The sequence below is a fragment of the Streptomyces sp. NBC_00859 genome (assembly GCF_045161865.1).
GTDB lineage: Bacteria > Actinomycetota > Actinomycetes > Streptomycetales > Streptomycetaceae > Streptomyces.
Map to the genome: position 1 here is coordinate 6664924 of NZ_CP108826.1, position 24843 is coordinate 6689766.

The 24843-nt window shown below is 71.0% G+C and carries 26 protein-coding genes and 7 tRNA genes; 20 read left to right on the plus strand and 13 right to left on the minus strand.

Going from position 1 to position 24843, the window contains the following annotated elements:
- The first annotated feature begins 135 nt into the window (after window positions 1-135).
- Together OG584_RS29345 and OG584_RS29350 are read left to right on the plus strand one after the other, a co-directional pair.
- Entirely contained in the window at window positions 136-1089 is a 954-nt protein-coding gene (locus tag OG584_RS29345) for a phosphotransferase family protein (RefSeq protein ID WP_405784339.1), read from the plus strand.
- Window positions 1090-1130: 41 nt separating this feature from the next.
- The gene (locus OG584_RS29350; RefSeq protein ID WP_405782338.1) at window positions 1131-1427 is read left to right on the plus strand and encodes a zf-TFIIB domain-containing protein; all 297 of its coding nucleotides are present in this window, start codon (window positions 1131-1133) and stop codon (window positions 1425-1427) included.
- A gap of 72 nt (window positions 1428-1499) precedes the next feature.
- Here OG584_RS29350 and OG584_RS29355 read toward each other — a convergent pair.
- The 5 genes from OG584_RS29355 to OG584_RS29375 all read right to left on the minus strand — a co-directional run bounded on the left by OG584_RS29355 (window position 1500) and on the right by OG584_RS29375 (window position 2014).
- Window positions 1500-1571 (minus strand) — tRNA-Val (locus OG584_RS29355).
- 77 nt (window positions 1572-1648) lie between these two features.
- Window positions 1649-1720, minus strand: a tRNA-Val gene (locus OG584_RS29360).
- A 33-nt stretch (window positions 1721-1753) separates the two neighbouring features.
- A tRNA-Val gene (locus OG584_RS29365) sits at window positions 1754-1825 on the minus strand.
- Between the two features lies 1 nt (window position 1826).
- Window positions 1827-1900 (minus strand) — tRNA-Cys (locus OG584_RS29370).
- 41 nt (window positions 1901-1941) lie between these two features.
- Window positions 1942-2014 (minus strand) — tRNA-Gly (locus OG584_RS29375).
- A 146-nt stretch (window positions 2015-2160) separates the two neighbouring features.
- Here OG584_RS29375 and OG584_RS29380 point away from each other — a divergent pair.
- The 3 genes from OG584_RS29380 to OG584_RS29390 are packed head-to-tail and all read left to right on the plus strand — an operon-like array spanning window position 2161 to window position 4935.
- Window positions 2161-3219 (plus strand): chorismate-binding protein, encoded by a 1059-nt coding sequence (locus tag OG584_RS29380; protein ID WP_405782340.1) that lies wholly within the window; start codon window positions 2161-2163, stop codon window positions 3217-3219.
- Entirely contained in the window at window positions 3216-4037 is an 822-nt protein-coding gene (locus OG584_RS29385) for an aminotransferase class IV (RefSeq protein ID WP_405782341.1), read from the plus strand. Before OG584_RS29380 ends, OG584_RS29385 begins: the two co-directional genes overlap by 4 nt.
- Before the next feature lie 58 nt (window positions 4038-4095).
- On the plus strand, window positions 4096-4935 hold the full coding sequence (locus tag OG584_RS29390; protein WP_405782343.1) for a GNAT family N-acetyltransferase: 840 nt from the start codon (window positions 4096-4098) through the stop codon (window positions 4933-4935).
- 39 nt (window positions 4936-4974) lie between these two features.
- Here OG584_RS29390 and OG584_RS29395 read toward each other — a convergent pair whose 3' ends face one another.
- Window positions 4975-5490, minus strand: a complete 516-nt coding sequence (locus tag OG584_RS29395; protein ID WP_405782345.1) for a DsbA family protein — start codon at window positions 5488-5490, stop codon at window positions 4975-4977.
- Between the two features lie 155 nt (window positions 5491-5645).
- Between OG584_RS29395 and OG584_RS29400 the strand changes: the two genes are divergently transcribed.
- Complete coding sequence (locus tag OG584_RS29400; protein ID WP_405782346.1) at window positions 5646-6134, plus strand: hypothetical protein; 489 nt, start codon at window positions 5646-5648, stop codon at window positions 6132-6134.
- A gap of 28 nt (window positions 6135-6162) precedes the next feature.
- On the opposite strand, the gene rhaI is transcribed toward OG584_RS29400, so the two are convergent.
- Window positions 6163-7329 (minus strand): L-rhamnose isomerase, encoded by a 1167-nt coding sequence (gene rhaI, locus OG584_RS29405; RefSeq protein WP_405782348.1) that lies wholly within the window; start codon window positions 7327-7329, stop codon window positions 6163-6165.
- A 296-nt stretch (window positions 7330-7625) separates the two neighbouring features.
- Between rhaI and OG584_RS29410 the strand changes: the two genes are divergently transcribed.
- Window positions 7626-8639, plus strand: a complete 1014-nt coding sequence (locus OG584_RS29410; RefSeq protein ID WP_405782350.1) for a LacI family DNA-binding transcriptional regulator — start codon at window positions 7626-7628, stop codon at window positions 8637-8639.
- Window positions 8640-8765: 126 nt separating this feature from the next.
- Window positions 8766-8924 (plus strand): hypothetical protein, encoded by a 159-nt coding sequence (locus tag OG584_RS29415; protein ID WP_405782352.1) that lies wholly within the window; start codon window positions 8766-8768, stop codon window positions 8922-8924.
- A 9-nt stretch (window positions 8925-8933) separates the two neighbouring features.
- Here the strand turns inward: OG584_RS29415 and OG584_RS29420 are convergent, their stop codons facing one another.
- Window positions 8934-9491, minus strand: coding sequence for a CGNR zinc finger domain-containing protein (locus tag OG584_RS29420; protein ID WP_405782353.1), 558 nt, complete (start codon window positions 9489-9491; stop codon window positions 8934-8936).
- Between the two features lie 194 nt (window positions 9492-9685).
- Window positions 9686-10099, minus strand: a complete 414-nt coding sequence (locus OG584_RS29425; protein ID WP_003959770.1) for an SsgA family sporulation/cell division regulator — start codon at window positions 10097-10099, stop codon at window positions 9686-9688.
- A 575-nt stretch (window positions 10100-10674) separates the two neighbouring features.
- On the opposite strand from OG584_RS29425, the gene OG584_RS29430 reads away from it, so the two are divergent.
- Window positions 10675-10746, plus strand: a tRNA-Val gene (locus OG584_RS29430).
- Between the two features lie 168 nt (window positions 10747-10914).
- Window positions 10915-10986: transfer RNA gene (locus OG584_RS29435), tRNA-Val, on the plus strand.
- Window positions 10987-11037: 51 nt separating this feature from the next.
- On the opposite strand, the gene OG584_RS29440 is transcribed toward OG584_RS29435, so the two are convergent.
- A complete protein-coding gene (locus tag OG584_RS29440; RefSeq protein WP_405782355.1) occupies window positions 11038-11763 on the minus strand; it encodes a 3'-5' exonuclease in 726 nt (241 codons plus the stop codon).
- Between the two features lie 182 nt (window positions 11764-11945).
- Between OG584_RS29440 and OG584_RS29445 the strand changes: the two genes are divergently transcribed.
- The 3 genes from OG584_RS29445 (at window position 11946) to thrS (ending at window position 15843) form a co-directional block, all read left to right on the plus strand.
- Window positions 11946-12512, plus strand: a complete 567-nt coding sequence (locus OG584_RS29445; RefSeq protein ID WP_405782356.1) for a DUF4365 domain-containing protein — start codon at window positions 11946-11948, stop codon at window positions 12510-12512.
- On the plus strand, window positions 12512-13783 hold the full coding sequence (locus OG584_RS29450) for a hypothetical protein (protein WP_405782358.1): 1272 nt from the start codon (window positions 12512-12514) through the stop codon (window positions 13781-13783). Before OG584_RS29445 ends, OG584_RS29450 begins: the two co-directional genes overlap by 1 nt.
- 83 nt (window positions 13784-13866) lie before the next feature.
- Window positions 13867-15843, plus strand: a complete 1977-nt coding sequence (thrS, locus tag OG584_RS29455; protein WP_405782360.1) for a threonine--tRNA ligase — start codon at window positions 13867-13869, stop codon at window positions 15841-15843.
- Between the two features lie 39 nt (window positions 15844-15882).
- Here the strand turns inward: thrS and OG584_RS29460 are convergent, their stop codons facing one another.
- A complete protein-coding gene (locus OG584_RS29460) occupies window positions 15883-16548 on the minus strand; it encodes a potassium channel family protein (RefSeq protein WP_405782362.1) in 666 nt (221 codons plus the stop codon).
- A gap of 67 nt (window positions 16549-16615) precedes the next feature.
- Here OG584_RS29460 and OG584_RS29465 point away from each other — a divergent pair, with 67 nt between their 5' ends.
- Complete coding sequence (locus OG584_RS29465; RefSeq protein ID WP_405782364.1) at window positions 16616-17173, plus strand: HIT family protein; 558 nt, start codon at window positions 16616-16618, stop codon at window positions 17171-17173.
- A 79-nt stretch (window positions 17174-17252) separates the two neighbouring features.
- Here OG584_RS29465 and OG584_RS29470 read toward each other — a convergent pair whose 3' ends face one another.
- Both OG584_RS29470 and OG584_RS29475 read right to left on the minus strand, forming a co-directional pair.
- Window positions 17253-18908 (minus strand): hypothetical protein, encoded by a 1656-nt coding sequence (locus OG584_RS29470; protein WP_405782366.1) that lies wholly within the window; start codon window positions 18906-18908, stop codon window positions 17253-17255.
- A 369-nt stretch (window positions 18909-19277) separates the two neighbouring features.
- Window positions 19278-19448 (minus strand): hypothetical protein, encoded by a 171-nt coding sequence (locus tag OG584_RS29475; protein ID WP_405782367.1) that lies wholly within the window; start codon window positions 19446-19448, stop codon window positions 19278-19280.
- A 249-nt stretch (window positions 19449-19697) separates the two neighbouring features.
- Between OG584_RS29475 and pgsA the strand changes: the two genes are divergently transcribed.
- From pgsA to pdxT, 6 genes are all read left to right on the plus strand, one after another.
- Window positions 19698-20372: a phosphatidylinositol phosphate synthase gene (pgsA, locus tag OG584_RS29480; protein ID WP_405782369.1), complete on the plus strand. Its 675-nt coding sequence runs from the start codon at window positions 19698-19700 to the stop codon at window positions 20370-20372.
- The gene (locus tag OG584_RS29485; protein ID WP_405782370.1) at window positions 20369-21271 is read left to right on the plus strand and encodes a phosphatidylinositol mannoside acyltransferase; all 903 of its coding nucleotides are present in this window, start codon (window positions 20369-20371) and stop codon (window positions 21269-21271) included. Before pgsA ends, OG584_RS29485 begins: the two co-directional genes overlap by 4 nt.
- On the plus strand, window positions 21268-22428 hold the full coding sequence (locus tag OG584_RS29490) for a glycosyltransferase family 4 protein (protein WP_405782371.1): 1161 nt from the start codon (window positions 21268-21270) through the stop codon (window positions 22426-22428). The genes OG584_RS29485 and OG584_RS29490 overlap by 4 nt, the downstream gene beginning before the upstream one ends.
- 190 nt (window positions 22429-22618) lie before the next feature.
- On the plus strand, window positions 22619-23167 hold the full coding sequence (locus OG584_RS29495; protein ID WP_405782373.1) for a hypothetical protein: 549 nt from the start codon (window positions 22619-22621) through the stop codon (window positions 23165-23167).
- 129 nt (window positions 23168-23296) lie between these two features.
- On the plus strand, window positions 23297-24223 hold the full coding sequence (pdxS, locus tag OG584_RS29500; protein WP_405782375.1) for a pyridoxal 5'-phosphate synthase lyase subunit PdxS: 927 nt from the start codon (window positions 23297-23299) through the stop codon (window positions 24221-24223).
- The gene (gene pdxT, locus OG584_RS29505) at window positions 24223-24813 is read left to right on the plus strand and encodes a pyridoxal 5'-phosphate synthase glutaminase subunit PdxT (RefSeq protein ID WP_405782377.1); all 591 of its coding nucleotides are present in this window, start codon (window positions 24223-24225) and stop codon (window positions 24811-24813) included. Before pdxS ends, pdxT begins: the two co-directional genes overlap by 1 nt.
- Window positions 24814-24843 lie beyond the last annotated feature (30 nt).

Consider the following 24843-nt stretch of genomic DNA (forward strand, 5'->3'; position numbering starts at 1 on the left):
CGTTTGTCCGGTCAGCTGGGGAGCTGGCCGGACATCGCGCTGTCCGGGGGCGGCACGGACGACGACCGGGAGCACACGGAGGCTCCCGTCCGCAGACACACCCCGACGGAGGAGACCGTGACCGTGTCCGCCCGGCTGCGCGCACTCGGCGCCGCCGCCGAACGCGCCGCCCACCCCAGGAACGGCGCGCTCCCACACGTTCCGTGCGCCGACTGCGGGCGCGACGCCACCGTCCTCACCGACCGCCCGGACGGCGCGGTCGTACGGCACGGCAGCGCCGTGGCCAAGGCGCACGCCGCCGACACGGACACGGCCGCCCTCGCGGTACGGGTGGCGGTCGCCGCGCACCCGCTCCTGGCCGGCATCCTGCTGCCGCCGATCACGCTCCCCGCGGCCGGCGCCGCCGGAGCTGTCACCACGTGGCCCTGCGGTACGCCTGTCGACCCGGAGGCCCCCGCCGCGGCGCCCTGGGAGGAAGCAGCGGCCCTGCTCGCCGGGTTGCACTCGGTCCGGCCCGACGCCCTGCCGGGTCCGCTGCCGCCGATGCGGGGCCCGGCCAAGGCGGCCCTCGCCCTGGCCCGGATGCGGGAAGCACTTCCCGGCCGCGCGGGGGAGCCGGTGCTCGATGCCTGGCGCAGTCTCCCCGGCTGGGCGCGCGCCGAGGCGCCCCCGCCCCGCGCCTCCTTCCTCTGCCACGGCGATCTGCACCTCGGGCAGCTCGTCAGGCACCCCGCGGACGACGGCCCCTGGCAGCTGATCGACGTGGACGACCTCGGACGCGGCGACCCCGCCTGGGACCTGGCCCGCCCCGCCGCCTGGTACGCGGCGGGGCTGCTGGCGCCCGACACCTGGGCCCGGTTCCTGGGTGCCTACCGGGCGGCGGGCGGCCCGGCCGTGTGCCGGGAGGGCGACCCATGGCCCGAACTGGACGTGCCGGCACGGGCGCTGACCGTCCAGACCGCTGCTCTCGCGCTGGTGAAGTCGGCCGCCGGACACAGGCCTCTCGACGAGGCCGAGCAGGTCATGCTCGATTCCTGTGCCCGAATCGCGGATCTCCCTGCGGAGTTGGCGCACGGGGCGTCATCGTAAGGTGAGCCGACCTGATCCAACGGCGAGGAGTTGAACCGAGCATGCAGTGTCCCAAGTGCCATGCCCCGATGCACACCTACAACCGCAACGGTGTCCAGATCGAACAGTGCAGTGGCTGCCGGGGGATATTCCTCGACTACGGGGAGCTCGAGTCGCTGACCCAGCTCGAATCCCAGTGGGGCCAGCAGCCCCCGCCGCAGGCCTACCCGGCCCCGCAGGCGCCGGTGTGGGGCGCCCCGCAGCACTACGGCGGTGGTGGCGGCCACCACGGAGGTCATCACGGCGGCCACCACGGTCATCACAACAGGGGCTTCGGCCACATGCTCTTCTCCTCCTGAACGGAGGGGGAGGAGAAGACCGCAGACGGAAGAACCCCCGGCCGTGAAAACGGCCGGGGGTTCCTGTTCCGGTGCGCGATACTGGGATTGAACCAGTGACCTCTTCCGTGTCAGGGAAGCGCTCTCCCGCTGAGCTAATCGCGCGGGGCTGACGGTGCTGCTCGTACGAATACTGCTGCTCGTACGGCGAATGATCTCGCGTACGTTCCGAGATTACTGCGTGCGCGATACTGGGATTGAACCAGTGACCTCTTCCGTGTCAGGGAAGCGCTCTCCCGCTGAGCTAATCGCGCGGGACGGAAACCCTGCCGGAGCGGGGAATCCAGTGGACGATACTGGGATTGAACCAGTGACCTCTTCCGTGTCAGGGAAGCGCTCTCCCGCTGAGCTAATCGTCCTTGGAGGTGGAGACGGGATTTGAACCCGTGTAGACGGCTTTGCAGGCCGTTGCCTCGCCTCTCGGCCACTCCACCAGGAGTGCGGGGGTTCTTCGGGAAGATCCCCCGGTCCTGCGAGCGGACGACCAGGTTCGAACTGGCGACCTCAACCTTGGCAAGGTTGCGCTCTACCAACTGAGCTACGTCCGCTTGTCATTCCCGCAGCGCTTGCGCGCCCCGGCGACATGTTGAACTCTAGCGGATTCCCGGTCCAGCACAAAAACGCGTTTCCGCAGCGTGCTGCGGTGCGTTCGCTCCGGAGCGGCTTTCCGGCGGCCGGTCCTAGACTCGCCGGTGTGCACCGCCTTCCTCCCCTCGCCCGCTTCGGCGGCCGTGTCGCCTGTGACCTGCGCGATGTCACCAGTGACCCCTCCGCCCTGGACTCCAGCGGCTTCTGGGCCGTGGCCGCGGATTTCGAGGGCGGGCTCGTCTGCGCCCGCTTCGGGGACGTGCGTACGGAGCCGGTGCCCGCGGTGGTCCCCGGGCAGTGGCGTGGACCTTCGCCCGGTGACTGGACGTCCTCGCTCGACCACGACGCGTACACCGCGGGGGTCCGGCGCATCCGCGCGGAGATCGCCGCCGGTGAGGTGTACCAGGCCAACCTCTGCCGGGTGCTCACCGCGCGCCTGCCCGCTCCCGGCACCGCGGACATCGACGCGCTGACCGCTCTGCTCGCCCTGGGCAACCCCGCGCCGTACGCCGGGACGATCCGGCTCCCCGCCCACGGAGTGGAGATAGCGACCGCTTCCCCCGAGCTCTATCTGAGCCGCTCGGGACGGACCGTCGAGTCCGGCCCGATCAAGGGGACCGGGCGCACCGCCGCTGACCTGCTGGAGAAGGACCACGCGGAGAACGTGATGATCGTGGACCTCGTCCGCAACGATCTCGGACGGGTCTGTGCCACCGGCTCCGTCGGTGTGCCACGCCTCTGCGAGGTGGAGCCGCATCCCGGTCTGGTCCATCTCGTCTCCACGGTCCGGGGCGAACTCGCCGAGGGAGTCGGCTGGGGCGGGCTGCTGGCGGACACCTTCCCGCCCGGATCGGTGACCGGCGCGCCCAAGTCGAGCGCGCTGCGCATCATCCAGGCGCTGGAGACCGCGCCCCGCGGGCCGTACTGCGGAGCCGTCGGCTGGGTCGACGCCGACCGGGGGACGGCCGCGCTGGCCGTCGGTATCCGGACGTTCTGGATCGACCGAACCGGTGACAGCGGCCCGGTCCTGCGCTTCGGCACGGGCGCCGGCATCACCTGGGGCTCGGATCCGGAGCGCGAGTGGGACGAGACCGAACTCAAAGCGGGCCGGCTGCTCGCGATAGCGTCCGGTACGGACGCGACGACCGGAAGGACCACTCCATGAAGATCTGGGTCAACGGCGGGCTGCGGGACGCGGATACCGCCCTGGTATCGGTCCTCGACCACGGCCTGACCGTGGGTGACGGCATCTTCGAGACGGTCAAGGCGACCGGGGGGCGTACGTTCGCGCTCACCCGGCACCTCGGCCGGCTGACCCGCTCGGCCCGTGGGCTCGGTCTGCCCGACCCCGATCTCGACGAGGTGCGCCGCGCCTGTACGGCGGTGCTGGACGCCAACCCCATGGAGCTGGGCCGGCTGAGGATCACGTACACCGGCGGGCTCTCCCCGCTCGGCTCCGACCGCGGAGATGCGGGCCCCACTCTGGTCGTCGCGCTCGGCGAGACGGCCCGCCGCCCCGACACCACCGCGGCGGTCACCGTCCCCTGGACGCGCAACGAGCGAAGCGCGGTGGCCGGGCTGAAGACCACCTCCTACGCGGAGAACGTCGTGGCGCTCGCACGGGCCCACGAACAGGGCGCCACCGAGGCGCTGTTCGCCAACACCACGGGAGCTCTGTGCGAGGGCACAGGATCCAACGTCTTTGTCGTGGTCGACGGCGAACTGCACACCCCGCCGCTCTCCTCCGGCTGTCTGGCGGGCATCACGCGGGCGCTGGCGGTCGAATGGACCGGGGCCCGGGAGAGCGAGCTGCCGCTGGACGTCCTGGAGCGGGCCGACGAGATCTTCCTGACCTCGACGCTCCGCGATGTCCAGGCCGTCCACCGGATCGACGGCCGCCAACTGGCCGACGCACCAGGCCCGGTGACCGCGAAGGCCATGCGGATCTGGGACGAGCGTGCTGGCGAGCGGCTCGATCCCTGAGCCGCGGATTGGCCCGCGCGGATGACGTGAGGGCCGCAGGACGGGTACAACTCCCCTGATGACCACCACACTGCGGCCGACGGCGCCGCTTCAGCAGGGCGCCGACGGCGCCAGGGCACGCTCCTACCAGGTCTGCGTGAACAGCCGGCCGGTGGGCGAGGTCGATCTCCGCACGAGCGAGGACTTCGGGCCCTCCTGCGGGGTGATCCGCGGACTGCGGATCGACGAGCCCGACCGGGGGCGCGGCCGGGCCACCGTCGCCGCCCTCGCTGCCGAGGAAGTGCTGCGCGGCTGGGGCTGTGACCAGGCGCGGATCGCCATACCCGCCGATGCGGCCGCCGCGCTGCGGATGGCCGACGGGCTGGGGTACGCCCTGATCAGCAGCCATATGCTGAAGGAACTGCCCGCTCAGCCGCCGGCGCTCCCCTCCGGTGTCGAGGCGCGCCGCATGGGCGAGGACGAGTTCCGGGCGTGGCAGGCGGGGGCCGTCGACGCCTACGCCCAGGCCTGGATCGACAGGGGCGTACCCGAGGCGCAGGCCCGGACGAGGGCCGACGCCGACCACCACGCGCATCTCCCCGACGGCCTCGCGACCCCCGGTACTGTCATCGGCGTACTGGTCGACGGAGGCGACGTGGTGGGTCACGTCTGGATCGCGGAACGCGAGACGGCTCCCGGCCGGACCGGCGCCTACGTCTTCGACATCGAGGTCGGCGAGAGGTACCGGGGCCGGGGCCACGGCCGTTCGCTGATGCTGCTCGCCGAGCGCGAGGGGATCGCCGCCGGGCTGCGGCTCATCAAGCTGCACGTGTTCAGCGACAACACACCGGCGGTCCGGCTCTACGAATCACTCGGCTACCGCACGACCGAGCGCCATTACGCCAAGCAGCTGCTCTGAAGGCCCCTCCTCGGCCGGGGCCCCGGCCGAGAGGGCTCTTCAGGCGCCGGTGGCGAGCAGCCGGTCGGCGATCTCCTCGATCCGCTCGCGCAGCCCTTCCTGGCTCTTGCCACCGTCCAGCAGTTCTCCGCCGATGACATAGCTGGGGGTGCCGGTGACACCGATGGCCTTGCCCTCCGCCTGGTCGGCGTCGACGGTCAGCATGTGGCGGCCGTCGATCAGTACGGTGTCGAACTCGTCGGTGTCCAGGCCCAGTCCACCGGCCGTCTCCAGCAGGAACGGCTCCCCGCGGGACGCCAGCTCCTCGGTACCGGCGAGTACGGCCTCCGTGTACGGCCAGCCCTGCCCCTGCTCGAAGGCCTCCTCGGCCGCCTGGGCCGCCGCATAGGCGTGCCGGTGCTTCTCCAGCGGGAAGTGGCGCAGCCGCAGGTCGAGACGGTCGCCGTAGCGGGCGCGCAGCGCGTGTACGTCTTCCAGGGCGCTGCGGCAGTCGGGGCACTGGAGCTCGCACCAGACGTCGAGGACGACGGGGCGGGGGGTGGAGGAGTCACTCATGCTGGCCAGTCTCCCAGCCGTACGCGGCACGTCCGAACCGGGACCTGAGGAGGACCCGCCCCGGATATGACCCTGAGGTCGGTGCCGGGCGTGGCCTGCGCACCCCACTCCGGTGCAGGATGGAGGGAAACGAACCCATGGCTGGAGGAGACCGGATGATTGCCGAGACCGTCTGTTCCGCGGTGTCCGCGGCAGGGCTGGGCATCGCCGCGATCACGGCGTACCGCAAGCGCTTCCTGTCGGCGACCCGCATTTTCGCCTACTCGCTGGTCCCGGTGGGACTGGTACTGACCGGTGTCGTGGGCTGGGTGTCCGACATGGTGTTCAAGCCGTCGGTCTGGCTGGGCTTCGGGATGCTCGCGGTCGCCTGGCTGCTCTTCATCACCACCAGGGCGGTCGAGCGCCGCTCCGGTGGCACCCGCAAGGAGCGGAAGGCGGCCGCCAGGGCCGCAGGGGCCGAGGCGGTCGATCCCGCGGCGCCGGCTCCCTCGCTGCCGGGCCGCACCGGTGCGCAGCCGCAGGCCACCACGGAGCCCCGGCCCCAGGCGTCCGCGCCCGCCCCCGGGGCCGCGGCTCCCAGGGCCTCCGTACCCAAGGAGGACTTCTCCGACATCGAGGAGATCCTCAAGAAGCACGGCATCTGACGAGCGCGGGGGCGGGGAGCGGGAAGGGTCAGGCCCCCCAACCGGCCTGGGTGCCGCCCACACGCTCCGCGGCGACGCGCTCCTGCCTGCCGGACGCCAGGTAGCCGGCGACCGGGTCGGGGTGCAGCCCGCCCTCCTCACGGATCGCGGCGAGCAGCGGCCGGACGTCCGTGTTGTACGCGTCCATCAGCACGGCGTTCGCACCGAGCACATCCCCCGAGCGCTGCGCCGCGCCGAGCGCGTCCGCGTCGACGCTGAGCGCCTTGGCCGTGGCCTCCTGGACATTCATCACCGACCGGATGACGGCCGGGACCTTGGCCTCGATGTTGTGGCACTGGTCCAGCATGAAGTTGACCTGGGCGTCCGGCTCCAGGCCGCCGTTGCGCACCACCTCGTGCATGATCCGGAACAGCTGGAAGGGGTCCGCTGCTCCCGCCATCAGGTCGTCGTCGGCGTAGAAGCGGGAATTGAAGTCGAAGGCCCCCAGCTTCCGTTCACGCAGCAGCACGGCGACGATGAACTCGATGTTGGTGCCGGGCGCGTGGTGGCCGGTGTCGACGACGACCTTGGCCTTGGTGCCGAGCTTCAGGCAGTGGGCGTACGCCGTCCCCCAGTCGGGGACGTCCGTGGCGTAGAAGGCGGGCTCGAAGAGCTTGTACTCCAGGAGCATCCGCTGCTCGTCGCCGAGCCGTTCGTACACCGTCGCCAGCGCCTCGGCGAGCCGGTCCTGGCGGGCCACGACGTCGTCCTGTCCCGGGTAGTTGGTGCCGTCGGAGAACCACAGCTTGAGGTCCGACGAGCCCGTCGCGTCCATGATGTCGACGCACTCCAGCAGATGCGCCACCGCCTTGCGCCGGACCGCGGCATCGGGGTGGGTGACGGACCCCAGCTTGAAATCGTCGTCCTGGAAGACATTGGAGTTGACCGCGCCGAGTGCCAGCCCGCGCTCCTTCGCGTACGCGGCAAGCGCCGCGTAGTCCTCGACCCGGTCCCAGGGGATGTGCAGGGACACGCGGGGCGCCACCCCGGTGAAGGCATGAACCTGTGCGGCGTCGTCCAGCTTCTCGAACGGGTCGCGGGGTACACCCGGCTGCGCGAAGACCTTGAACCGGGTGCCGGAGTTCCCGTAGCCCCAGGACGGGGTCTCGATTGCCTGCGACACCAGCGCGGCCTTCACGGCCGAGAGTTCAGACATGCCCAACCCCTTTAATGAATCGATTCATTGTGCGGTGAAGCTAGTAGGGGTGCACAGTCGCGTCAACCCTTGACGCAACACGGGGTGACAGCTAGTTTCCAGCTGGTTTGAATCAATTCACCGATCCGGTCGAACCAGCTCCCGGAAGCAGGCGCGGGCGGGCCCGTGCGACCTCCTGGGCTCCGCCGGTCCCGGCCGGCCGGGGCGCGACCGTACGATGAGTTCACTCCATGCGGGCAGCCGGACATCACCCGGGTTCAGCCCCGGCACAGTCAGGTACAGCAGGCGGGACAGACGTGGCAGGCATCAAGGACGTGGCCAGGCGCGCGGGCGTTTCGGTCGGCACTGTGTCCAACGTCATCAACAGGCCGGCCTCCGTCTCACCGGAGACCCGTTCCCGTGTGCAGGCGGCCATCGACGAACTCGGCTATGTGCGCAGTGAGTCGGCCCGGCAGCTGAGGGCCGGCAGCAGCAGGATCGTGGCGCTGCTCGTGCTCGACATGGGCAACCCCTTCTTCGTCGACATCGCCCGCGGAGCCGAACGTGCCGCCCGCAGGGCCGGGCTCGGCGTCATGGTCTGCAACAGCGACCAGAGCGCGGCGGAGGAAGCCGCCTATCTCTCGCTCTTCGCCGAACAGCGCGTCCTGGGGGTACTGGTCACCCCCGCCGACCCCACCGGGAAGAGCCTGGAGGACTTCGGCCGGCACGGCATCCCCTCCGTGCTCGTCGACCGGGTGGCCTCCGGTGCCACCTCCTGCGCGGTCTCGGTCGACGACGTGCACGGCGGCACGCTGGCCGTACGCCACCTCGTCGCGGCGGGGCACCGCTCGATCGCCTTCGTCACAGGGCCGCCCGAGCTGCGTCAGATCCAGGACCGCAGAAAGGGTGCGCTGGCCGCGCTCCACGAGGCGGGGCTGCCGCCCGAGGCGCTGGTCGAGATCTCCACGGGCCGGCTCGATGTGGCGGCGGGCCGGGACGCGGGCGCCCGGCTGGTCGGCCTGGTGCCGCGCCCGACGGCCGTCTTCTGTGTGAACGACCTGCTGGCGCTCGGTGTGCTCCAGTCGCTGTACGCGGCGGGCGTCAAGGTCCCGCAGGACATGGCGATCGTCGGCTACGACGACATCGAGTTCGCGGCCGCGGCCGCGGTACCGCTGACGTCGGTGCGCCAGCCCGCGGTGCTGATGGGGCGGATGGCTGCCGAACTGCTGCTGGAGGAGGCCGGATACGGCGGCGAGGGCGAGCATCTGCACCGCGGTGTCATGCTCCAGCCCGAGCTCGTCGTCCGGGCATCCAGCATCCTGCCGCACTGAATCCCGCCGCACTGGTGTCCGGTTGGGGAACGTGTGGCCGCGCAGTCACGAATTCCGGCGAACTGCCCATCGACATATGCGTGTTGGCCAGCGAATACGGCTTCGCTGCGTCATCATCGGCCCGAGATGCTGGATACCTCCCGGGACGATGTCGCTGTCCCCACCCCTGCCCCCGAGGCGCGTGGCTGTCTGTTCGCGCTCTCCCAGCCGCCCCTGATCATCTTCCTCGGGGTGATCGGCTCCCTGCTGCTCATGGCGGCCGTGCACGATCTGTTCCTGCTGTGAGGGCGGACGTCAGCCCGCGGCCGCCTTCCGCCGGGCGCGGTAGGCGGCGACGTGCAGCCGGTTGCCGCAGGTGCGGCTGTCGCAGTACCTGCGGGAGCGGTTGCGGGAGAGATCGACGAAGGCGTGTCCGCAGTCCGGCGCCTCGCAGCGGCGGAGCCGTTCGTGTTCGCCCGCGACCACGATGAAGGCGAGCGCCATGCCGCCGTCGGCCGCCAGGTGATCGGCGACCGATGCGCCCGGGGCGAAGTAGTGCACATGCCAGTCGTAACCGTCGTGGTCGGTGAGCTGGGGAGTGGTGCCCGCGGATGCGACGAGCCGGTTGACGAGTGCCGCCGCAGCTCGGGGCCCGGGGGCGGCGAACACCTCGGCGAACTGCCGGCGTACACCGATCACGGCCGTCCGGTCGTCCTCGCTGAGCTGCCCCACGCCGCTCACGTCGTAGTCCTGTACGAACGTGTACAGCCCGGCGATGCCGGAGAGCGGGTCGGAGCCCGCGCCCTCGGGCGTGGTGTTCACGAGACCGACCACCAGGTCGAGGGCGATCCGGGTGTCGTGGGGGATCAGCACGATGCACTCCCTGGCCTGCGGCGGGCCGGCGCCCGTCGATGCTGGCCGACTCTAGCCGCTCGGGCCTGGAGCGCACCGGGGCGCCGTGCACGCGGTGGATTCCGCGAACACGGCGCCCGGCTTCTGCCGTATGACGTTGTCTGCGCGGTGCCGTCGCCCCGAGTCGGACGGCACCGGGCTTCTCGCAGCCTGGCTCAGCTTTCGGCCAGAATGTGCGAGAGCTCAGTGTCGAGGTCGAAGTGGCGGTGTTCCGTACCGGGTGGCACGGCGGCGTCGGTCCGCTTGAGGAACGACTCCAGGGCCCTCGCGGGGGCTTCGAGCAGGGCTTCTCCTTCCGGGGAGCTCAGGGCGATACAAACCACGCCCTGACCGTGACTGCGCGACGGCCATACTCGGACGTCGCCGGTGCCAGTGGGCCTGTGGAGACCCTCTGCGAGGAGATCGCGGGCGAAGACCCACTCCACGGTCTCTTCGGCTCCGGTATGGAAGGTGGCATGCACGGCATACGGATCGGCCGTGTCATACCGCAGGCCCGCGGGTACAGGCAGTGATGACTCGCTCGACACAACGAGGCGCAGGTGCAGCTCGCAGCTGACCGTGGTGTTCATAAGCGCCAGGGCCTTTCGCTCAGTGTGCGCTCGGGGATTCGCACGTCGGCGAAATCGACATGCCACCTACGGTGCCGTTGTAAACCCCTCTGACCGATTTGTGGCTCTTAAGGTCGCCTGTACGGCGGAGTGTGGGTTTGTCCGATTACGGCAAACGGGTGACGGCTCGCATGACGCCTCCGGCTCCGCCCGGTTACGCGGGGGAAGCCTTTTGAGTGCGGAGAGTGACGATCTCGACCGCTGTGCGGCGTTGAGCTCCGGGCTCGACGGTGCCGTCGCGGGTGGCCGCCGGTGGCGCGGCGCCCCGGACGCCCCGCCCCGAGGCTCCGTGGAGGGGCGTCCGGGGCGCGACGGGGTCTCGGGGGCGCCGGTGGGGCCGCGGTGCCCCCCGGGGGCTGTGGTGCCGCCTCCGGGTGTGGCGTGCGGATGTCTGCCCGGCTGGGCCGCCTCTGATCGCCGCGGGCTCGTCGGGCTGCCGCTGCCGAGGGCCGGCCAGGGTGTGGTGGAAGATCCACGAGCGACTCCGGGGTGGTCCGGAACGGTCCGGGCCATGCGGTAATGTTTTCCCTGCACCCGGGCGATTAGCTCAGTGGGAGAGCGCTTCGTTCACACCGAAGAGGTCACTGGTTCGAACCCAGTATCGCCCACCGCCCGGATCCGATGGCCCGGAGGCTTCCCGCCTCCGGGCCATCGGCGTTCGCCGTGGTCCGGAGGGCCGCGTTCCCGAAACGACTGACCTCCGTTCGCCCCCGTGCGGGAACCGCCCAGGAGTTTGAACCGGGACCGGCGGGCCCTGTATGGTTCAGTCCGTTCCCGGGCGATTAGCTCAGTGGGAGAGCGCTTCGTTCACACCGAAGAGGTCACTGGTTCGAACCCAGTATCGCCCACCGGGAAAGGCCGGTCCGTCACCGCGGACCGGCCTTTTGCATGCCGTACGGTCAGGCCACCGCGGAGAGTTCGGGCCGCAGCGGCCATGACGGGTCGACGGCCTCGGGGGTGCCCTGGCGGGTGAACCAGGCCTGCAGCCCGCGCGCCTGCGCCGCGTGCCACGTCGTCTGCAGGGTGTGCAGCTCACCGGGCGTCAGCCGCTCGAGCCGGCCGGCGAACCGGCGTCCTATCGCCCGGATCAGCTCCAGTGAGGCCAGTGCGTCCGCCGCCGCGTCATGGGCGCCCTCCAGCCGTACTTCGTACTGCCCGCAGAGATCCGTCAGGGTGCGGTGGCCCTTGCGGTAGCGGTCCAGATGCTTGTCCAGGACGCGCGGGTCCAGGACGCGCAGCGGCGATTCCCCGAGGTACTGGCCGAGCGACGAGGCGCGGTGACGCCTCAACTCGCGGTCGAGCAGCGTCAGATCGAAGGGCGCGTTCATCACGACCAGCGGCCGGCCGGCCGCACACTGTTCGGCCAGCGCCTTGGCTATCTCCGCGACCACGGGAGCGGGCCAGCGGCCGTTGTGCTGGAGGTGGAGATCGGTCAGACCGTGGATCTCGGTGGCGCCCGCGGGAACCGGGATGCCCGGATTCACCAGCCAGCGGGTGGTGCGCGGCCGCCCTCCGGCGGCGTCCTGCACCACCAGCGCGGCGGAGACGATGCGGTCACCCTCGACGTCCACGCCGGTCGTCTCGGTGTCAAAAGCGGCCAGGGGTCCTTCGAACCAGCACGGCATGTCCCAACTCCTCGCACTCACTTGTCAGATGGCGTGCGACATCTGCCCGATTCGGTGATACCCGACTGTTTGCGACATACGCCGACCGGAGACAACACAGGTGACGGGCGCGGACATTGACGGCCCGCCGCCGGGATCCGACCGGCACGGTGTCGGCACAGTCCGGAAGGCACACCACAGTCATGGCGCTCACGCAGCCCGAACCGGGCCCCCTGATGCCCGAGCGGCTCGCGCTGCTGCGCGGTTCGCTCGCCACCACCGCCTGTATGGAGACCTTTCAGGTGGGATACCTGCACGCGGTGGCCGCAGCTTCCGGATGTTCGCTGTCCCAGCCCTTCCCGGACAACGGCATCGACTGGCATGTCAGCCACGGCGCTCCGGACCACACGGTGGACGACGAAGTGACGATCAAGGTGCAGCTGAAATGCACCTACCAGACAGCCCCGGACCCGCCGGGTGCGTCCTTCTCCTTCACGCTGGACAACGCCCATCTCGTGAAGCTCGCCCGGACACCCGTCTCGGTGCACAGGATCCTCGTCGTGATGCTGGTGCCGCGGACCCAGGACGACTGGCTGCGGGCCGGGCCCGACCGGCTCGACCTGCGGCACTGCTGCTACTGGACGAACCTGGCCGGCCACCCGGTGACGGGCCGGCACAAAACCACCGTGCGGATCCCGACCTCGCGGATATTCGACGACCGGGCACTGTGCGGGATCATGGCCCGTGTCGGGGCCGGAGGGAGACCCTGATGCAGCATCGCCCGCTCGACGAACCCGTACGTCCCCACCCGGTCGATGCCCCGGGGGTCCGGGACGCCGGGGAGGGGCCGGATCCCGCGCGGGTCGACCCCGCGGTGCTCGGCGCGCTTCTCGGGCGGCACGGCTGGCGCCGTCGCGGCGGAGCGGCCGGGCGCTATGCCCGCTGGACGCCTCCCGGGCCCGCCGGGCGTGGCACCAGCCTGCTCGTCCCGGAGAGCCGCGCCTTCCCCGACAGTGAGGACCTGCTGGCCGAGGCGCTCACCGCCCTCGCGCGGTGCGCGGTGCCGTCGGCCCGCGAGGTGCTCGTCGCGCTGGCCGTGCCGAGTGACGAGATCCGCTGGTCACGGGAGACAGCCGGTGACCTCTCGGGTGTCGCGCCCTGGACCGTTCAGGAGCAACTGCGCTCGGCCGCGCGCCAGATGCTCACAGCGGGCGCACTGGCGGCGGCCCGCAGCGCGGGCTACCACGGTGCCCGCCACCGCAGGCAGGCCGGTGCCGCGCTGGACGGGGTACTGGTGGGGCCCGCCCCTGACGGGCATGGGCTCACCGCCTTCGTCCCGGTGGAGCCGGGCAGGTCCGCCGTGGTCCGGCTGCACCACGCGCTCCACGCCACCCGGGAGGCCGTGGACTACCAGCGGGCGACCGGCGGGACGGAGGCCTTCGACGCCGCTGTCCGAGCAGGGGTCAGCCGCGAGCTGACCGAGGCGGTCGTCGCCCTCGTACGGGGGACGGAAGGCGTCTCGGTGACGCTGGCCTGGGCACCGGCGGCCGGGGTGCCAGAGGCATGCACGGCCGTGCCCGAACCGGTCTGCTTCTCACCCGGGGACCTGCCGGCGCTGCGTGCCGCCGGCGCGCGCTATCTGCGGGCGGAGCCCTCCCTGCCGGTCCGGGTGACGGGCGCGGTGGTACGGATGCGCCGCTCGGCACCGGGCGGTTCCGGCACGGTGCGGCTGCGGGTGCTCGCCGGCGCGGAGGTCCCGTACATCCGCATGGTTCTCGACGAGGAGGCGTACCGCATCGCGGGCCACGCGCACCTGGTCGGGCTGCCGGTCAGAGTCGACGGCCGACTGGAGAGCCGCAGCGGGTTCCGCCGGCTGACCGGCGCCGATGGAGTGGTGCCCGTCCAGGTGGACGAGGCGGAGCGGGACCGGCTGATGAAGGCGCTCCAGGAGAACCTCGACTTCTTCGAGGAGGCCTGCGCGGGGGAGCGGGGCGACGGCGGGGAAGGCGCCGGAGCGGCCGCCGGGGGAGCGGGCTCGTAACCGTTTCGCAAACCACACCCCGGTCTCGGTACGATTCAGGCGCGCGGCGCTCCGCCTGCGCACCCCTGAGTCAGGAGAGACCGGTGTCAGACGTCCGTGTGGTCATCCATCGCGATTCCGAGCGGGAAGAGCGCGTGGTGACGACGGGCACTACGGCAGCCGAGCTCTTCCCCGGCGAGCGCACTGTCGTCGCGGCGCGGATCGCGGGTGAGCTGAAGGACCTGGCCCACGCCCTGGCCGACGGCGACGAGGTCGAGCCCGTCGAGATCTCCTCCAAGGACGGCCTCGACATCCTGCGCCACTCCACCGCACACGTGATGGCGCAGGCCGTGCAGGAGCTCTTCCCCGACGCGAAGCTCGGCATCGGCCCGCCGGTCAAGGACGGCTTCTACTACGACTTCGATGTCGAGCGGCCCTTCACCCCGGAGGACCTCAAGGCCATCGAGAAGAAGATGCAGGAGATCCAGAAGCGCGGGCAGCGCTTCTCGCGCCGTGTGGTGACCGACGACGACGCGCGCGCCGAGCTGGCGTCCGAGCCGTACAAGCTGGAGCTCATCGGGATCAAGGGCTCCGCTTCGGCGGACGACGGGGCGGACGTCGAGGTGGGCGGCAGCGAGCTGACCATTTACGACAACCTCGACCCGAAGACCGGTGACCTCTGCTGGAAGGACCTCTGCCGAGGCCCCCACCTGCCCACCACCCGGTTCATCCCCGCCTTCAAGCTGATGCGGAACGCCGCGGCGTACTGGCGCGGCAGCGAGAAGAACCCGATGCTCCAGCGCATCTACGGCACCGCCTGGCCCACCAAGGACGAGCTCAAGGCGCACCTGGAGTTCCTTGAGGAGGCCGCCAAGCGCGACCACCGCAAGCTCGGCAACGAGCTGGACCTCTTCTCCTTCCCGGACGAGATCGGCCCCGGCCTCGCGGTCTTCCACCCCAAGGGCGGCGTCATCCGCCGGGCCATGGAGGACTACTCGCGCAAGCGCCACGAGGAGGAGGGCTACGAGTTCGTCTACTCGCCGCACGCCACCAAGGGCAAGCTCTTCGAGAAGTCCGGCCACCTGGACTGGTACGCGGACGGCATGTACCCGCCCATGCAGCTCGACGACGGGGTGGACTACTACCTCAAGCCGATGAACTGCCCGATGCACAACCTGATCTTCGACGCACGCGGCCGTTCCTACCGTGAACTGCCGCTGCGGCTCTTCGAGTTCGGCACCGTGTACCGGTACGAGAAGTCGGGCGTCGTGCACGGGCTTACCCGCTCGCGCGGCTTCACCCAGGACGACGCGCACATCTACTGCACCAAGGAGCAGATGGCGGACGAGCTGGACCGGACGCTCACCTTCGTCCTGAACCTGCTGCGCGACTACGGCCTGACCGACTTCTACCTGGAGCTGTCCACCAAGGACCCGGAGAAGTTCGTCGGCGCGGACGAAGTCTGGGAAGAGGCCACCGAGACGCTCCGCCAGGTCGCCGAGAAGCAGGGCCTGCCGCTGGTCCCGGACCCGGGCGGCGCCGCGTTCTACGGGCCGAAGATCTCCGTCCAGTGCAAGGACGCCATCGGGCGCACCTGGCAGATGTCGACCGTCCAGCTCGACTTCAACCTGCCGGAGCGCTTCGACCTGGAGTACACCGGCCCGGACGGCTCCAAGCAGCGCCCCGTCATGATCCACCGCGCCCTGTTCGGTTCCATCGAGCGCTTCTTCGCGGTGCTCCTGGAGCACTACGCGGGTGCGTTCCCGGTCTGGCTCGCGCCCGTCCAGGCGGTCGGCATCCCGATCGGTGACGCGCACATCCCGTACCTCCAGGAGTTCGCCGCCACGGCACGCAAGCAGGGGCTGCGCGTCGAGGTGGACGCCTCATCGGACCGTATGCAGAAGAAGATCCGCAACCAGCAGCGCGCCAAGGTGCCCTTCATGATCATCGCGGGCGACGAGGACATGGCCAACGGCGCCGTCTCCTTCCGGTACCGCGACGGTTCCCAGGAGAACGGCATCCCGGTGGCCGACGCCATCGCCAAGATCGCGAAGGCCGTCGCGGACCGCGTACAGGTCTGATCCGCCGCCGTACGACGAGGAGAGGCCCCCGGACAGCAGTCAGCTGTCCGGGGGCCTCTCCTCGTCGTCCCGCCGGAAGGTCTGCAGCAGCCAGGACGAGAAGGATCCCGTCACGGCGCCCAGCAGGGCGATGCCGCACGCCATCATGGCCACCGCGATCACCCGTCCCAGCGGCGTCACGGGGGTCACGTCGCCGTAGCCGACCGTCGAGAGCGTCGCGGCGGCCCACCACACGGCGTCGCCGAAGGTACGGATGGTGGCGCCCGGCGCCGAGCGCTCACAGCTGTAGACGGCGAGCGACCCGGCGAAAGCGAGCAGCACGGCCGAGAGTCCCGCGTACGCGATCACCCGGGCCTGCAGATTCAGCCGCGGCTGCTCCCTCCTCTGCTGCACCGCGTTGTAGAGCGGCACGATCCTCAGCAGCCGCAGCAGCGGCAGGATGACCGCCAGCGTGTCCATCCGGTGCCTGTGCGGGAAGCGCAGCCGCTCGCCGCTGAGGACGAGCCGTACCGCGTAGTCCAGTACGAAGACCAGCCAGACCGCCAGCGCCACGGCGAGTGCGGTGTCCCGCAGCAGGGGATCGGCGCCCTGGGCCAGCACCCGGACCGCATAGCAGGCGAGGAAGAGCAGCGCGGCCGCGAAGAGCGGAATCTCCGTGCGCTCCTCCCAGCGGCGCAGCCGCTCGCCGGGAATCAGGACGTCCATCCGCCCAGCATCCCCGCGACTGCCGTCGCCCGCGCCCCGGCGACACGTCGCGAACGGGGGAAGTCATATGCTGCACAGCATGACGAGTGAGCCGGAGCAGCAGATCGGAGTGGGGACGCAGGACGCGTTCCAGCGCCTGTGGACCCCCCACCGGATGGCGTACATCCAGGGGGAGAACAAGCCCAGCGGGCCGGGCTCGGGGGACGACTGCCCGTTCTGCTCGATCCCGTCGAAGTCCGACCAGGACGGTCTCGTCGTCGCACGCGGCGAGCATGTGTACGCGGTGCTCAACCTGTACCCGTACAACGGCGGTCACCTCATGGTCGTCCCGTTCCGCCACGTCGCCGACTACACGGAGCTGGACGCGGCCGAGACGGCCGAGCTGGCCGAGCTGACCAAGCGGGCGATGACGGCGCTGCGCACGGCGTCCGGCGCGCACGGCTTCAACATCGGGATGAACCAGGGCGCGTCGGCTGGGGCGGGCATCGCCGCGCACCTGCACCAGCACGTGGTGCCGCGCTGGGGCGGCGACACCAACTTCATGCCCGTCGTCGGCCATACCAAGGTGCTTCCGCAGCTGCTGGCCGACACCCGGACGATGCTGGCCGCGGCCTGGCCGGTGTGAGCCCCGGCCGCTCCCGCACGGAGGCGCGGCCGGGACGCGGCGGGAGCACGCCCCGGCCGGCGCCGGGGAACCGCAGGTGTCAGGCGTCGTAGACGTCGGCCTGGCGCGGCGTCGGATCCTGCACCAGTCCGCTGAGGACCATCGAGCGGTTGGTGAAGGAATCGGTGTTGACGCCGTGTTCGTCGAGTACGCGCATGGCCGCCGTGTGGACCGCGCGCAGCACCGGAGTCGCCGCGCGCATGGCGTCGTCCGCCATGAACCGGTGCCGCCAGGGCTTGTCGGCCCAGGCGTGCCGCATCCCGAACGGCTCGGGCAGCGTGATCTTCCCGCCGCAGTAGTCGAGGACGGGCGGGAACCAGGTCAGTGGGGCGCGAGCGGCCAGGCGTACCACCTCCGTTGTCTCCACCAGCGGCAGATTCACCTCCCGCGTCTCCCAGAACTTGACCGCCTTGTTGACTTCCTTCGTCTTGGCCGCGGGCTTGGTGGTGAACAGCGAGTGCACGGGGCCGAGGGCATGTCCGGTGACCTCGATCCGCAGCGTCTCGTGGAGCACCGTCACGGTGATCATCATGGTGATCACCAGCTGGCCGTCCCAGAGGGTGAACTGCACGCCCAGATAGTGGCGGTTGCCGCTGCCGAACTGCTGCTCGTTGCAGATCCGCTGTATCTCGTGGCCCTTGATCTGGAAGGCTTCCACGTCCTCGCCGTCGGGCCGGCTCACTTCGCCCGCGTTCTCGCCGACGGGCGCCACGATCCAGTGTTTGACGGAGGGCGTGGGGAAACCGCCCGTGTGCAGCGGGCCGCGCTCCAGCATCCGCAGCCGGTCGTGGATGGCCCGGATGACGTCCCAGCTGCGGAAGCCGTGGATCTCGGTGCCCGCCTCGCGGGGGACCAGCTCCTCGGCGAGCTGCCAGCTGCCCCAGCGGGTGCCCATGCCGAGTATTCCCTTGGGGCCCGCGTAGAAGACCGAGTTGGACTGCTGTTCGGCGGTGAGCCTGGCCAGCGACTGGCGCAGCTGCTCGGCGGCGGTCTCGGTGGGGTTGCGCGGTACGGCCTCGGGGATCTTCGCCCCGACGGCGGTGCCGGACAGCAGATTCTCCCAGCGGGCCCGCAGGTCCCTGGCCGTCCTCTCGCAGATCTGCTTGGCCCACACCCAGCCGATGACGGGCGCGACCAGCATGACCCGCAGATACATCGCGCCGATACCACCGAACGGCAGCTTGACGAGGAAGAGCACCACGAGACCCCCGACGGCCACGAGGAGCGCCGTACCCAGGGCCCCCGCACTGCGGTTCCGGGCCCCGGCGAGAGTACGCCGCAGCTGGAAGACGCCGAGCCAGAGCAGCAGCCCCGGCAGGAACGCGAGACCGAACACGGCCATCACGAGAGTCAGCCGGGTGTCGCGCTCCTTGCGGATCCGGGTGGCCGCCAGACAGTGTTCGACCACCGTCTGGGGTTCCGTCCCGAACGACTGGATGAGTGCCTTCCGGGTCCCCCCGAGCATCCGGACCTGGACGGCACGGGAGAAGGACTCGCCCAGATTCGGCTCGAAGAGGGAGAACTTGCCCTTCTTCACGACCGTCTTGTGCCAGTCGCTGTTGGCTTTGAGTATCTCCTCGACCGGACTGTCCCGGTAGGCCGCCGATGCGAGGGCGTGAGTCGCGGCGGTCTGACCCGCTGATCCCTGGAGCGGGATCTGTGCCCCGGGAATGAAATCGAACCCGTCGTTCGCCACCGCTGCCCCCATCGACGCACCCAACCGCTGCTGCGGCTGTTCCCAACTACCGCGCCCCGCACACCTGCTGCGCCGGACCCGGGCAACCCTGGCCCTTCGTCCGGCCGGGGCCTCAGCGTATCGGTGGCGCTCCCCGCACGTCACGGAGCGGCGGAATGCCGTACGGCGCAAGGCGCCCGTGCGACTGCCACCGGCAACTACGCGCCATTCCCCGGCTGTTCCGGCTGTGCGCGCACCCGGCCGCGGCTGCCTCGGCTCATGGCGCACACCGGAACGGGTGAAGGGGCCGGTGGCGTGCGGGAGCGGCCGCAGGGCCGACGGCGTACCGGCCGGTCCGGTCTCCGGCGACCCGTCCCGTGACAGGGTGCGTCACGGCTCCATCCGCTCGGCGTCCACCACTCGGCCGCGCCGCCCGCCGACGGTGACGCCGTATCCGGGGTCCACGCAACGGTCACCGCTGTCCCGTGGAGTGAGACGGATGCCGGCGAGCGGGTGCCAGGCGGCGACGCCGCTCTGCCCGGCAGCAGTCGAATCAGCCACCTGGTGAGCAGTCCGCCCGGACCCGTCACGGGGGTGTGCCCGCCGTGTCCGGGTGACCGGTGCGGCGGGTGACGCAGGGGGAGCACCGCCCTGGCGCCGTTGCCGCACGCGCGGCCCACGCGGGCCGTCCCGCCACCGCCCGGCCACACGCGGAGACAGGGCCCGGCGGTGGAGGCCCGCTGTCCTGGCTACGATGGGCCCGCCGGTGGCCAACGGGGCCGCGCGGCCCACCGACCCCTCGGGAAGGCCATGCTGAACAAGTACGCGCGTGCATTCTTTACGCGTGTCCTCACGCCGTTCGCCTCGTTCCTCCTCCGGATCGGGGTCAGCCCCGACGCGGTGACGCTGATCGGTACGGCCGGGGTGATGGCGGGTGCGCTGGTCTTCTTCCCCAGGGGCGAGTTCTTCTGGGGCACGATCGTCATCACGCTCTTCGTCTTCTCCGACCTCATCGACGGCAACATGGCGCGCCAGGCCGGGGTTTCGAGTCGCTGGGGGGCTTTCCTCGACTCGACACTCGACCGGGTGGCGGACGGGGCGATCTTCTCCGGATTCGCCCTCTGGTACGCGGGCACCGGCGACAACAACCTGATGTGCGCGGTCGCGCTCTTCTGCCTCGCGAGCGGCCAGGTGGTCTCGTACACCAAGGCCCGCGGCGAGTCGATCGGGCTCCCGGTCGCGGTGAACGGCCTGATCGAGCGGGCCGAGAGGCTCGTCATCTCGCTCGTCGCCGCCGGACTCGCCGGACTGCACACGTTCGGGGTGCCCGGCATCCAGATCCTGCTGCCGATCGCGCTGTGGATCGTGGCGGTGGGCAGCCTGATCACCCTGGTGCAGCGGGTCGTCACGGTGCGCAGGGAGTCCGCGGAGGCCGACGCCGCCGCGGCCGCCGAAGCCTCCGCCCCCGGGAGCGGGACGGTATGAGGGAGCGCCTGACGGACGCCCTGTACGGACTCGGCTGGGGCGCGGTCAAGAAGCTGCCCGAACCGGTCGCCGCGGGGCTCGGCCGGCGTATCGCGGACACGGTGTGGAAGCGGCGCGGCAAGAGCGTGCTGCGCCTCGAGTCCAACCTGGCGCGGGTCCTGCCCGAAGCGTGCCCCGAGCGGCTCGCCGCGCTCTCCAGGGCCGGTATGCGCTCGTACATGCGGTACTGGATGGAGTCCTTCCGGCTGCCCGCGTGGAGCGCCGACCGGGTCCGCGACGGCTTCGACGTCGACGACCTCCACCATCTGACGGACGGGCTGGCAGCCGGGAAGGGCGTCGTTCTGGCCCTGCCTCACATGGGCAACTACGACCTCGCGGGTGCCTGGGTCACCACGAAACTGGGTGTGCCCTTCACCACGGTTGCCGAGCGGCTCAAGCCCGAGACGCTCTACGACCGGTTCGTCGCCTACCGCGAGGGCCTGGGCATGGAGGTCCTGCCGCACACCGGCGGATCGGCCTTCGGCACGCTGGCCAGGCGGCTGCGCGACGGCGGCCTGGTCTGTCTCGTCGCCGACCGTGATCTCTCCGCTTCGGGCGTCGAGGTCGAGTTCTTCGGCGAGGCGACCCGGATGCCGGCGGGACCGGCGCTGCTCGCCCAGCAGACCGGAGCGCTGCTGCTGCCCGTCACGCTCTGGTACGACGGTTCGCCGGTGATGCGAGGCCGTGTCCATCCGCCCGTGGCCGTACCCGCCGCGGGTACCCGCACCGAGAAGACGTCGGTGATGGCGCAGGCGCTCGCCGACGCCTTCGCCACCGGGATCGCCGAGCACCCGGAGGACTGGCACATGCTCCAGCGCCTCTGGCTCGCCGACCTGGAGAGCCGACAGGAGCCCTCGTGAAGATCGGCATCGTCTGCCCGTACTCCTGGGACGTCCCCGGCGGGGTCCAGTTCCACATCAGGGACCTCGCCGAACACCTGAACGGTCTGGGCCATCAGGTGTCCGTACTCGCCCCGTCCGACGACGAGACGCCGCTGCCGCCGTACGTGGTCTCCGCCGGCCGGGCCGTCCCTGTCCCGTACAACGGCTCCGTCGCCCGGCTGAACTTCGGCTTCCTGTCCGCGGCCCGGGTGCGGCGCTGGCTGCACGACGGCACCTTCGACGTGATCCACATCCACGAGCCCACGTCACCGTCGCTGGGCCTGCTCACCTGCTGGGCCGCGCAGGGGCCGATCGTGGCGACCTTCCACACCTCCAACCCGCGCTCCCGGGCGATGATCGCCGCGTACCCGATCCTGCAGCCCGCCCTGGAGAAGATCTCGGCGCGGATCGCGGTCAGCGAGTACGCGCGCAGGACCCTCGTAGAGCACCTGGGCGGCGACGCGGTCGTCATCCCCAACGGTGTCGACGTCGCCTTCTTCGAACGCGCCGAACCCCGGTCCGAGTGGCAGGGCGGCACCATCGGCTTCATCGGGCGGATCGACGAACCCCGCAAGGGGCTGCCCGTGCTGATGCGGGCGCTGCCGAAGATCCTCGCCGAGTGCCCCGACACACGGCTGCTGGTCGCCGGGCGCGGGGACGAGAAGGAGGCGGTCGCCTCGCTGCCGAAGGAGATGCGGCAGCGGGTCGAGTTCCTCGGCATGGTCACCGACGAGGACAAGGCCCGGCTGCTGCGCAGCGTCGACGTCTACGTCGCGCCGAACACCGGCGGGGAGAGTTTCGGGATCATCCTCGTCGAGGCGATGTCGGCCGGTGCGCCGGTCCTGGCGAGCGACCTCGACGCGTTCGCCCAGGTCCTCGACCAGGGTGCCGCCGGTGAACTCTTCGCCAACGAGGACGCGGAGGCGCTGGCGGCGTCCGCCGTGCGACTGCTGGGCGACAGCGAACGCAGGGACGGGCTGCGCCGCCGGGGCAGCGCGCACGTGCGCCGCTTCGACTGGTCCACGGTCGGTGCGGACATCCTGGCGGTCTACGAGACGGTGGCCGACGGCGCCGCTTCGGTCGACACCGACGAACGGGTCAGCCTGCGGGCGCGGTTCGGCCTGGCCAGGGACTGATACCGCGGGGTGACGGGCCGCGTCGCCGCCGCCCGCGCCGTGCGGCGTCCGCGGCCCGCTCCCGTACCCCGGGCCGACGCCCTTCCGGCAGCCGCGCGGCCGTGCGCCACGGCAGCGCGCCGTGCCGCCCGTCCGCTGCCCCCGCTGTCACGGACGTCCGCCCGCCGCGGAGCCGGTAGCCTTTCGGCCCGTGACCGTATCGCTGATCATCTGGATCGTCCTCGCGTTCGTCGCGGTCGGCCTGTACCTGAGCTGGACGGCAGGGCGGCTCGACCGGCTGCACGCGCGGATCGACGCCGCACGTGCGGCCCTGGACGCCCAGCTGCTGCGGCGTGCGTCGGTCGCCCAGGAGCTGGCCACGTCCGGCGTCCTCGACCCGGCGGCCTCGATCGTCCTCTACGAGGCGGCACACGCGGCCCGGCAGTCCGAGGAGGAGCACCGCGAGGTGGCCGAGAGCGAGCTCAGCCAGGCGCTGCGGGCGGTCTTCGGTGAGACGGCGCAGGTCGGCGCCGTGCGGTCGGCGCCCGGCGGGGAGGAGGCGGCCGACGAGCTGGGAGCGGCCGTACGGCGGGTGCCGATGGCCAGACGCTTCCACAACGACGCCGTCCGGGCCGCCCGCGCCCTGCGCACCCACCGCAAGGTCCGCTGGTTCCGGCTCGCGGGGCACGCGCCGTTCCCGCTGGCGTTCGAGATGGACGACGAACCTCCGATCGCGCTCGCCGACCGGCCCGGGACGTAGGGATTCCGCCCGGATCACCCGGGGCCGGCGGCAGAACGATCCACCGGCTGTTCATTGGCCCTTGCAGTGGACTGGTCCGCAGGGGTTATCTCGTGGGGCAACAACTCTCTTCCCCGAGCGAGGTAGCCCGTGTCCACGAGTACGCACTCCACCACTTCCCCCTCCGCCGAGACCCCGGCGACCGGCACCGCGCGCGTCAAGCGGGGCATGGCCGAGCAGCTCAAGGGCGGCGTGATCATGGATGTGGTCGACGCCGCGCAGGCGAAGATCGCCGAGGACGCCGGCGCGGTCGCCGTCATGGCGCTGGAGCGGGTGCCCGCCGATATCCGCAAGGACGGCGGAGTGGCCCGGATGTCCGACCCGAACATGATCGAAGAGATCATCGCGGCCGTCTCCATCCCCGTCATGGCCAAGTCGCGCATCGGCCACTTCGTCGAGGCCCAGGTGCTGCAGTCGCTCGGCGTCGACTACATCGACGAGTCCGAGGTGCTGACCCCGGCCGACGAGGTCAACCACAGCGACAAGTTCGCCTTCACGACACCGTTCGTCTGCGGCGCCACCAATCTGGGCGAGGCCCTGCGCCGCATCGCCGAGGGCGCGGCCATGATCCGCTCCAAGGGCGAGGCCGGCACCGGCAACGTCGTCGAGGCGGTCCGGCACCTGCGCCAGATCAAGAACGAGATCGCGCGGCTGCGCGGCTACGACAACAACGAGCTGTACGCGGCGGCCAAGGACCTGCGCGCCCCTTACGAGCTCGTCAAGGAGGTCGCCGGGCTCGGCAGGCTGCCCGTCGTCCTCTTCTCGGCAGGCGGCGTCGCCACCCCCGCCGACGCGGCGCTGATGCGCCAGCTCGGTGCCGAGGGCGTCTTCGTCGGCTCCGGCATCTTCAAGTCCGGTGACCCTGCCAAGCGCGCCGCCGCCATCGTCAGGGCCACCACCTTCTTCGACGACCCGAAGGTCATCGCGGACGCCTCCCGCAACCTGGGCGAGGCCATGGTCGGCATCAACTGCGACACCCTCCCCGAGAACGAGCGTTACGCGAACCGGGGCTGGTGATGGACACTCCCGTCATCGGCGTCCTCGCTCTCCAGGGCGATGTACGGGAGCACCTGACCGCGCTGGCCGCCGCGGGCGCGGCGGCCAGGCCGGTCCGGCGTCCCGATGAGCTGGACGAGCTGGACGGCCTGGTCGTACCGGGCGGCGAGTCCACCACCATGTCCAAGCTGGCAGGCCTGTTCGGGATGCTGGAGCCGTTGCGCGAGCGCATCGCATCAGGCCTTCCGGTGTTCGGGACCTGCGCCGGAATGATCATGCTCGCCGACAAGATCCTCGACCCCAGGTCGGGGCAGGAGACCTTCGGCGGGATCGAGATGATCGTCCGGCGCAACGCCTTCGGGCGGCAGAACGAGTCCTTCGAGGCGGCCGTCGAGATCCCCGACATCCCGGGCGGCCCGGTGGAGGGCGTCTTCATCCGGGCGCCCTGGGTCGAGTCGGTGGGCGCCGGTGTCCAGGTCCTCGCGGAGCACGGCGGCCACATCGTCGCGGTGCGCCAGGGCCACCTCCTGGCGACGTCCTTCCACCCCGAGCTGACCGGGGACCACCGTCTGCACCAGTACTTCACGGACATGGTGCGCGACGCCCGGTGACCGCAGCCCGGTAGGATCTCTGGCGTTCGT

Coding starts and splice junctions, on each gene's coding strand:
- OG584_RS29395 (WP_405782345.1), bottom strand. CDS start 5,490: ATGAGTGACTCCTCCACCCCCCGCCCCGTCGTCCTCGACGTCTGGTGC.
- OG584_RS29425 (WP_003959770.1), bottom strand. CDS start 10,099: ATGAACACCACGGTCAGCTGCGAGCTGCACCTGCGCCTCGTTGTGTCG.
- pgsA (WP_405782369.1), top strand. CDS start 19,698: ATGCTGAACAAGTACGCGCGTGCATTCTTTACGCGTGTCCTCACGCCG.
- OG584_RS29485 (WP_405782370.1), top strand. CDS start 20,369: ATGAGGGAGCGCCTGACGGACGCCCTGTACGGACTCGGCTGGGGCGCG.
- rhaI (WP_405782348.1), bottom strand. CDS start 7,329: ATGTCTGAACTCTCGGCCGTGAAGGCCGCGCTGGTGTCGCAGGCAATC.
- OG584_RS29400 (WP_405782346.1), top strand. CDS start 5,646: ATGATTGCCGAGACCGTCTGTTCCGCGGTGTCCGCGGCAGGGCTGGGC.
- OG584_RS29390 (WP_405782343.1), top strand. CDS start 4,096: ATGACCACCACACTGCGGCCGACGGCGCCGCTTCAGCAGGGCGCCGAC.
- OG584_RS29440 (WP_405782355.1), bottom strand. CDS start 11,763: ATGCCGTGCTGGTTCGAAGGACCCCTGGCCGCTTTTGACACCGAGACG.
- OG584_RS29350 (WP_405782338.1), top strand. CDS start 1,131: ATGCAGTGTCCCAAGTGCCATGCCCCGATGCACACCTACAACCGCAAC.
- OG584_RS29460 (WP_405782362.1), bottom strand. CDS start 16,548: ATGGACGTCCTGATTCCCGGCGAGCGGCTGCGCCGCTGGGAGGAGCGC.
- pdxT (WP_405782377.1), top strand. CDS start 24,223: ATGGACACTCCCGTCATCGGCGTCCTCGCTCTCCAGGGCGATGTACGG.
- OG584_RS29415 (WP_405782352.1), top strand. CDS start 8,766: ATGCTGGATACCTCCCGGGACGATGTCGCTGTCCCCACCCCTGCCCCC.
- OG584_RS29465 (WP_405782364.1), top strand. CDS start 16,616: ATGCTGCACAGCATGACGAGTGAGCCGGAGCAGCAGATCGGAGTGGGG.
- OG584_RS29385 (WP_405782341.1), top strand. CDS start 3,216: ATGAAGATCTGGGTCAACGGCGGGCTGCGGGACGCGGATACCGCCCTG.
- OG584_RS29450 (WP_405782358.1), top strand. CDS start 12,512: ATGCAGCATCGCCCGCTCGACGAACCCGTACGTCCCCACCCGGTCGAT.
- OG584_RS29445 (WP_405782356.1), top strand. CDS start 11,946: ATGGCGCTCACGCAGCCCGAACCGGGCCCCCTGATGCCCGAGCGGCTC.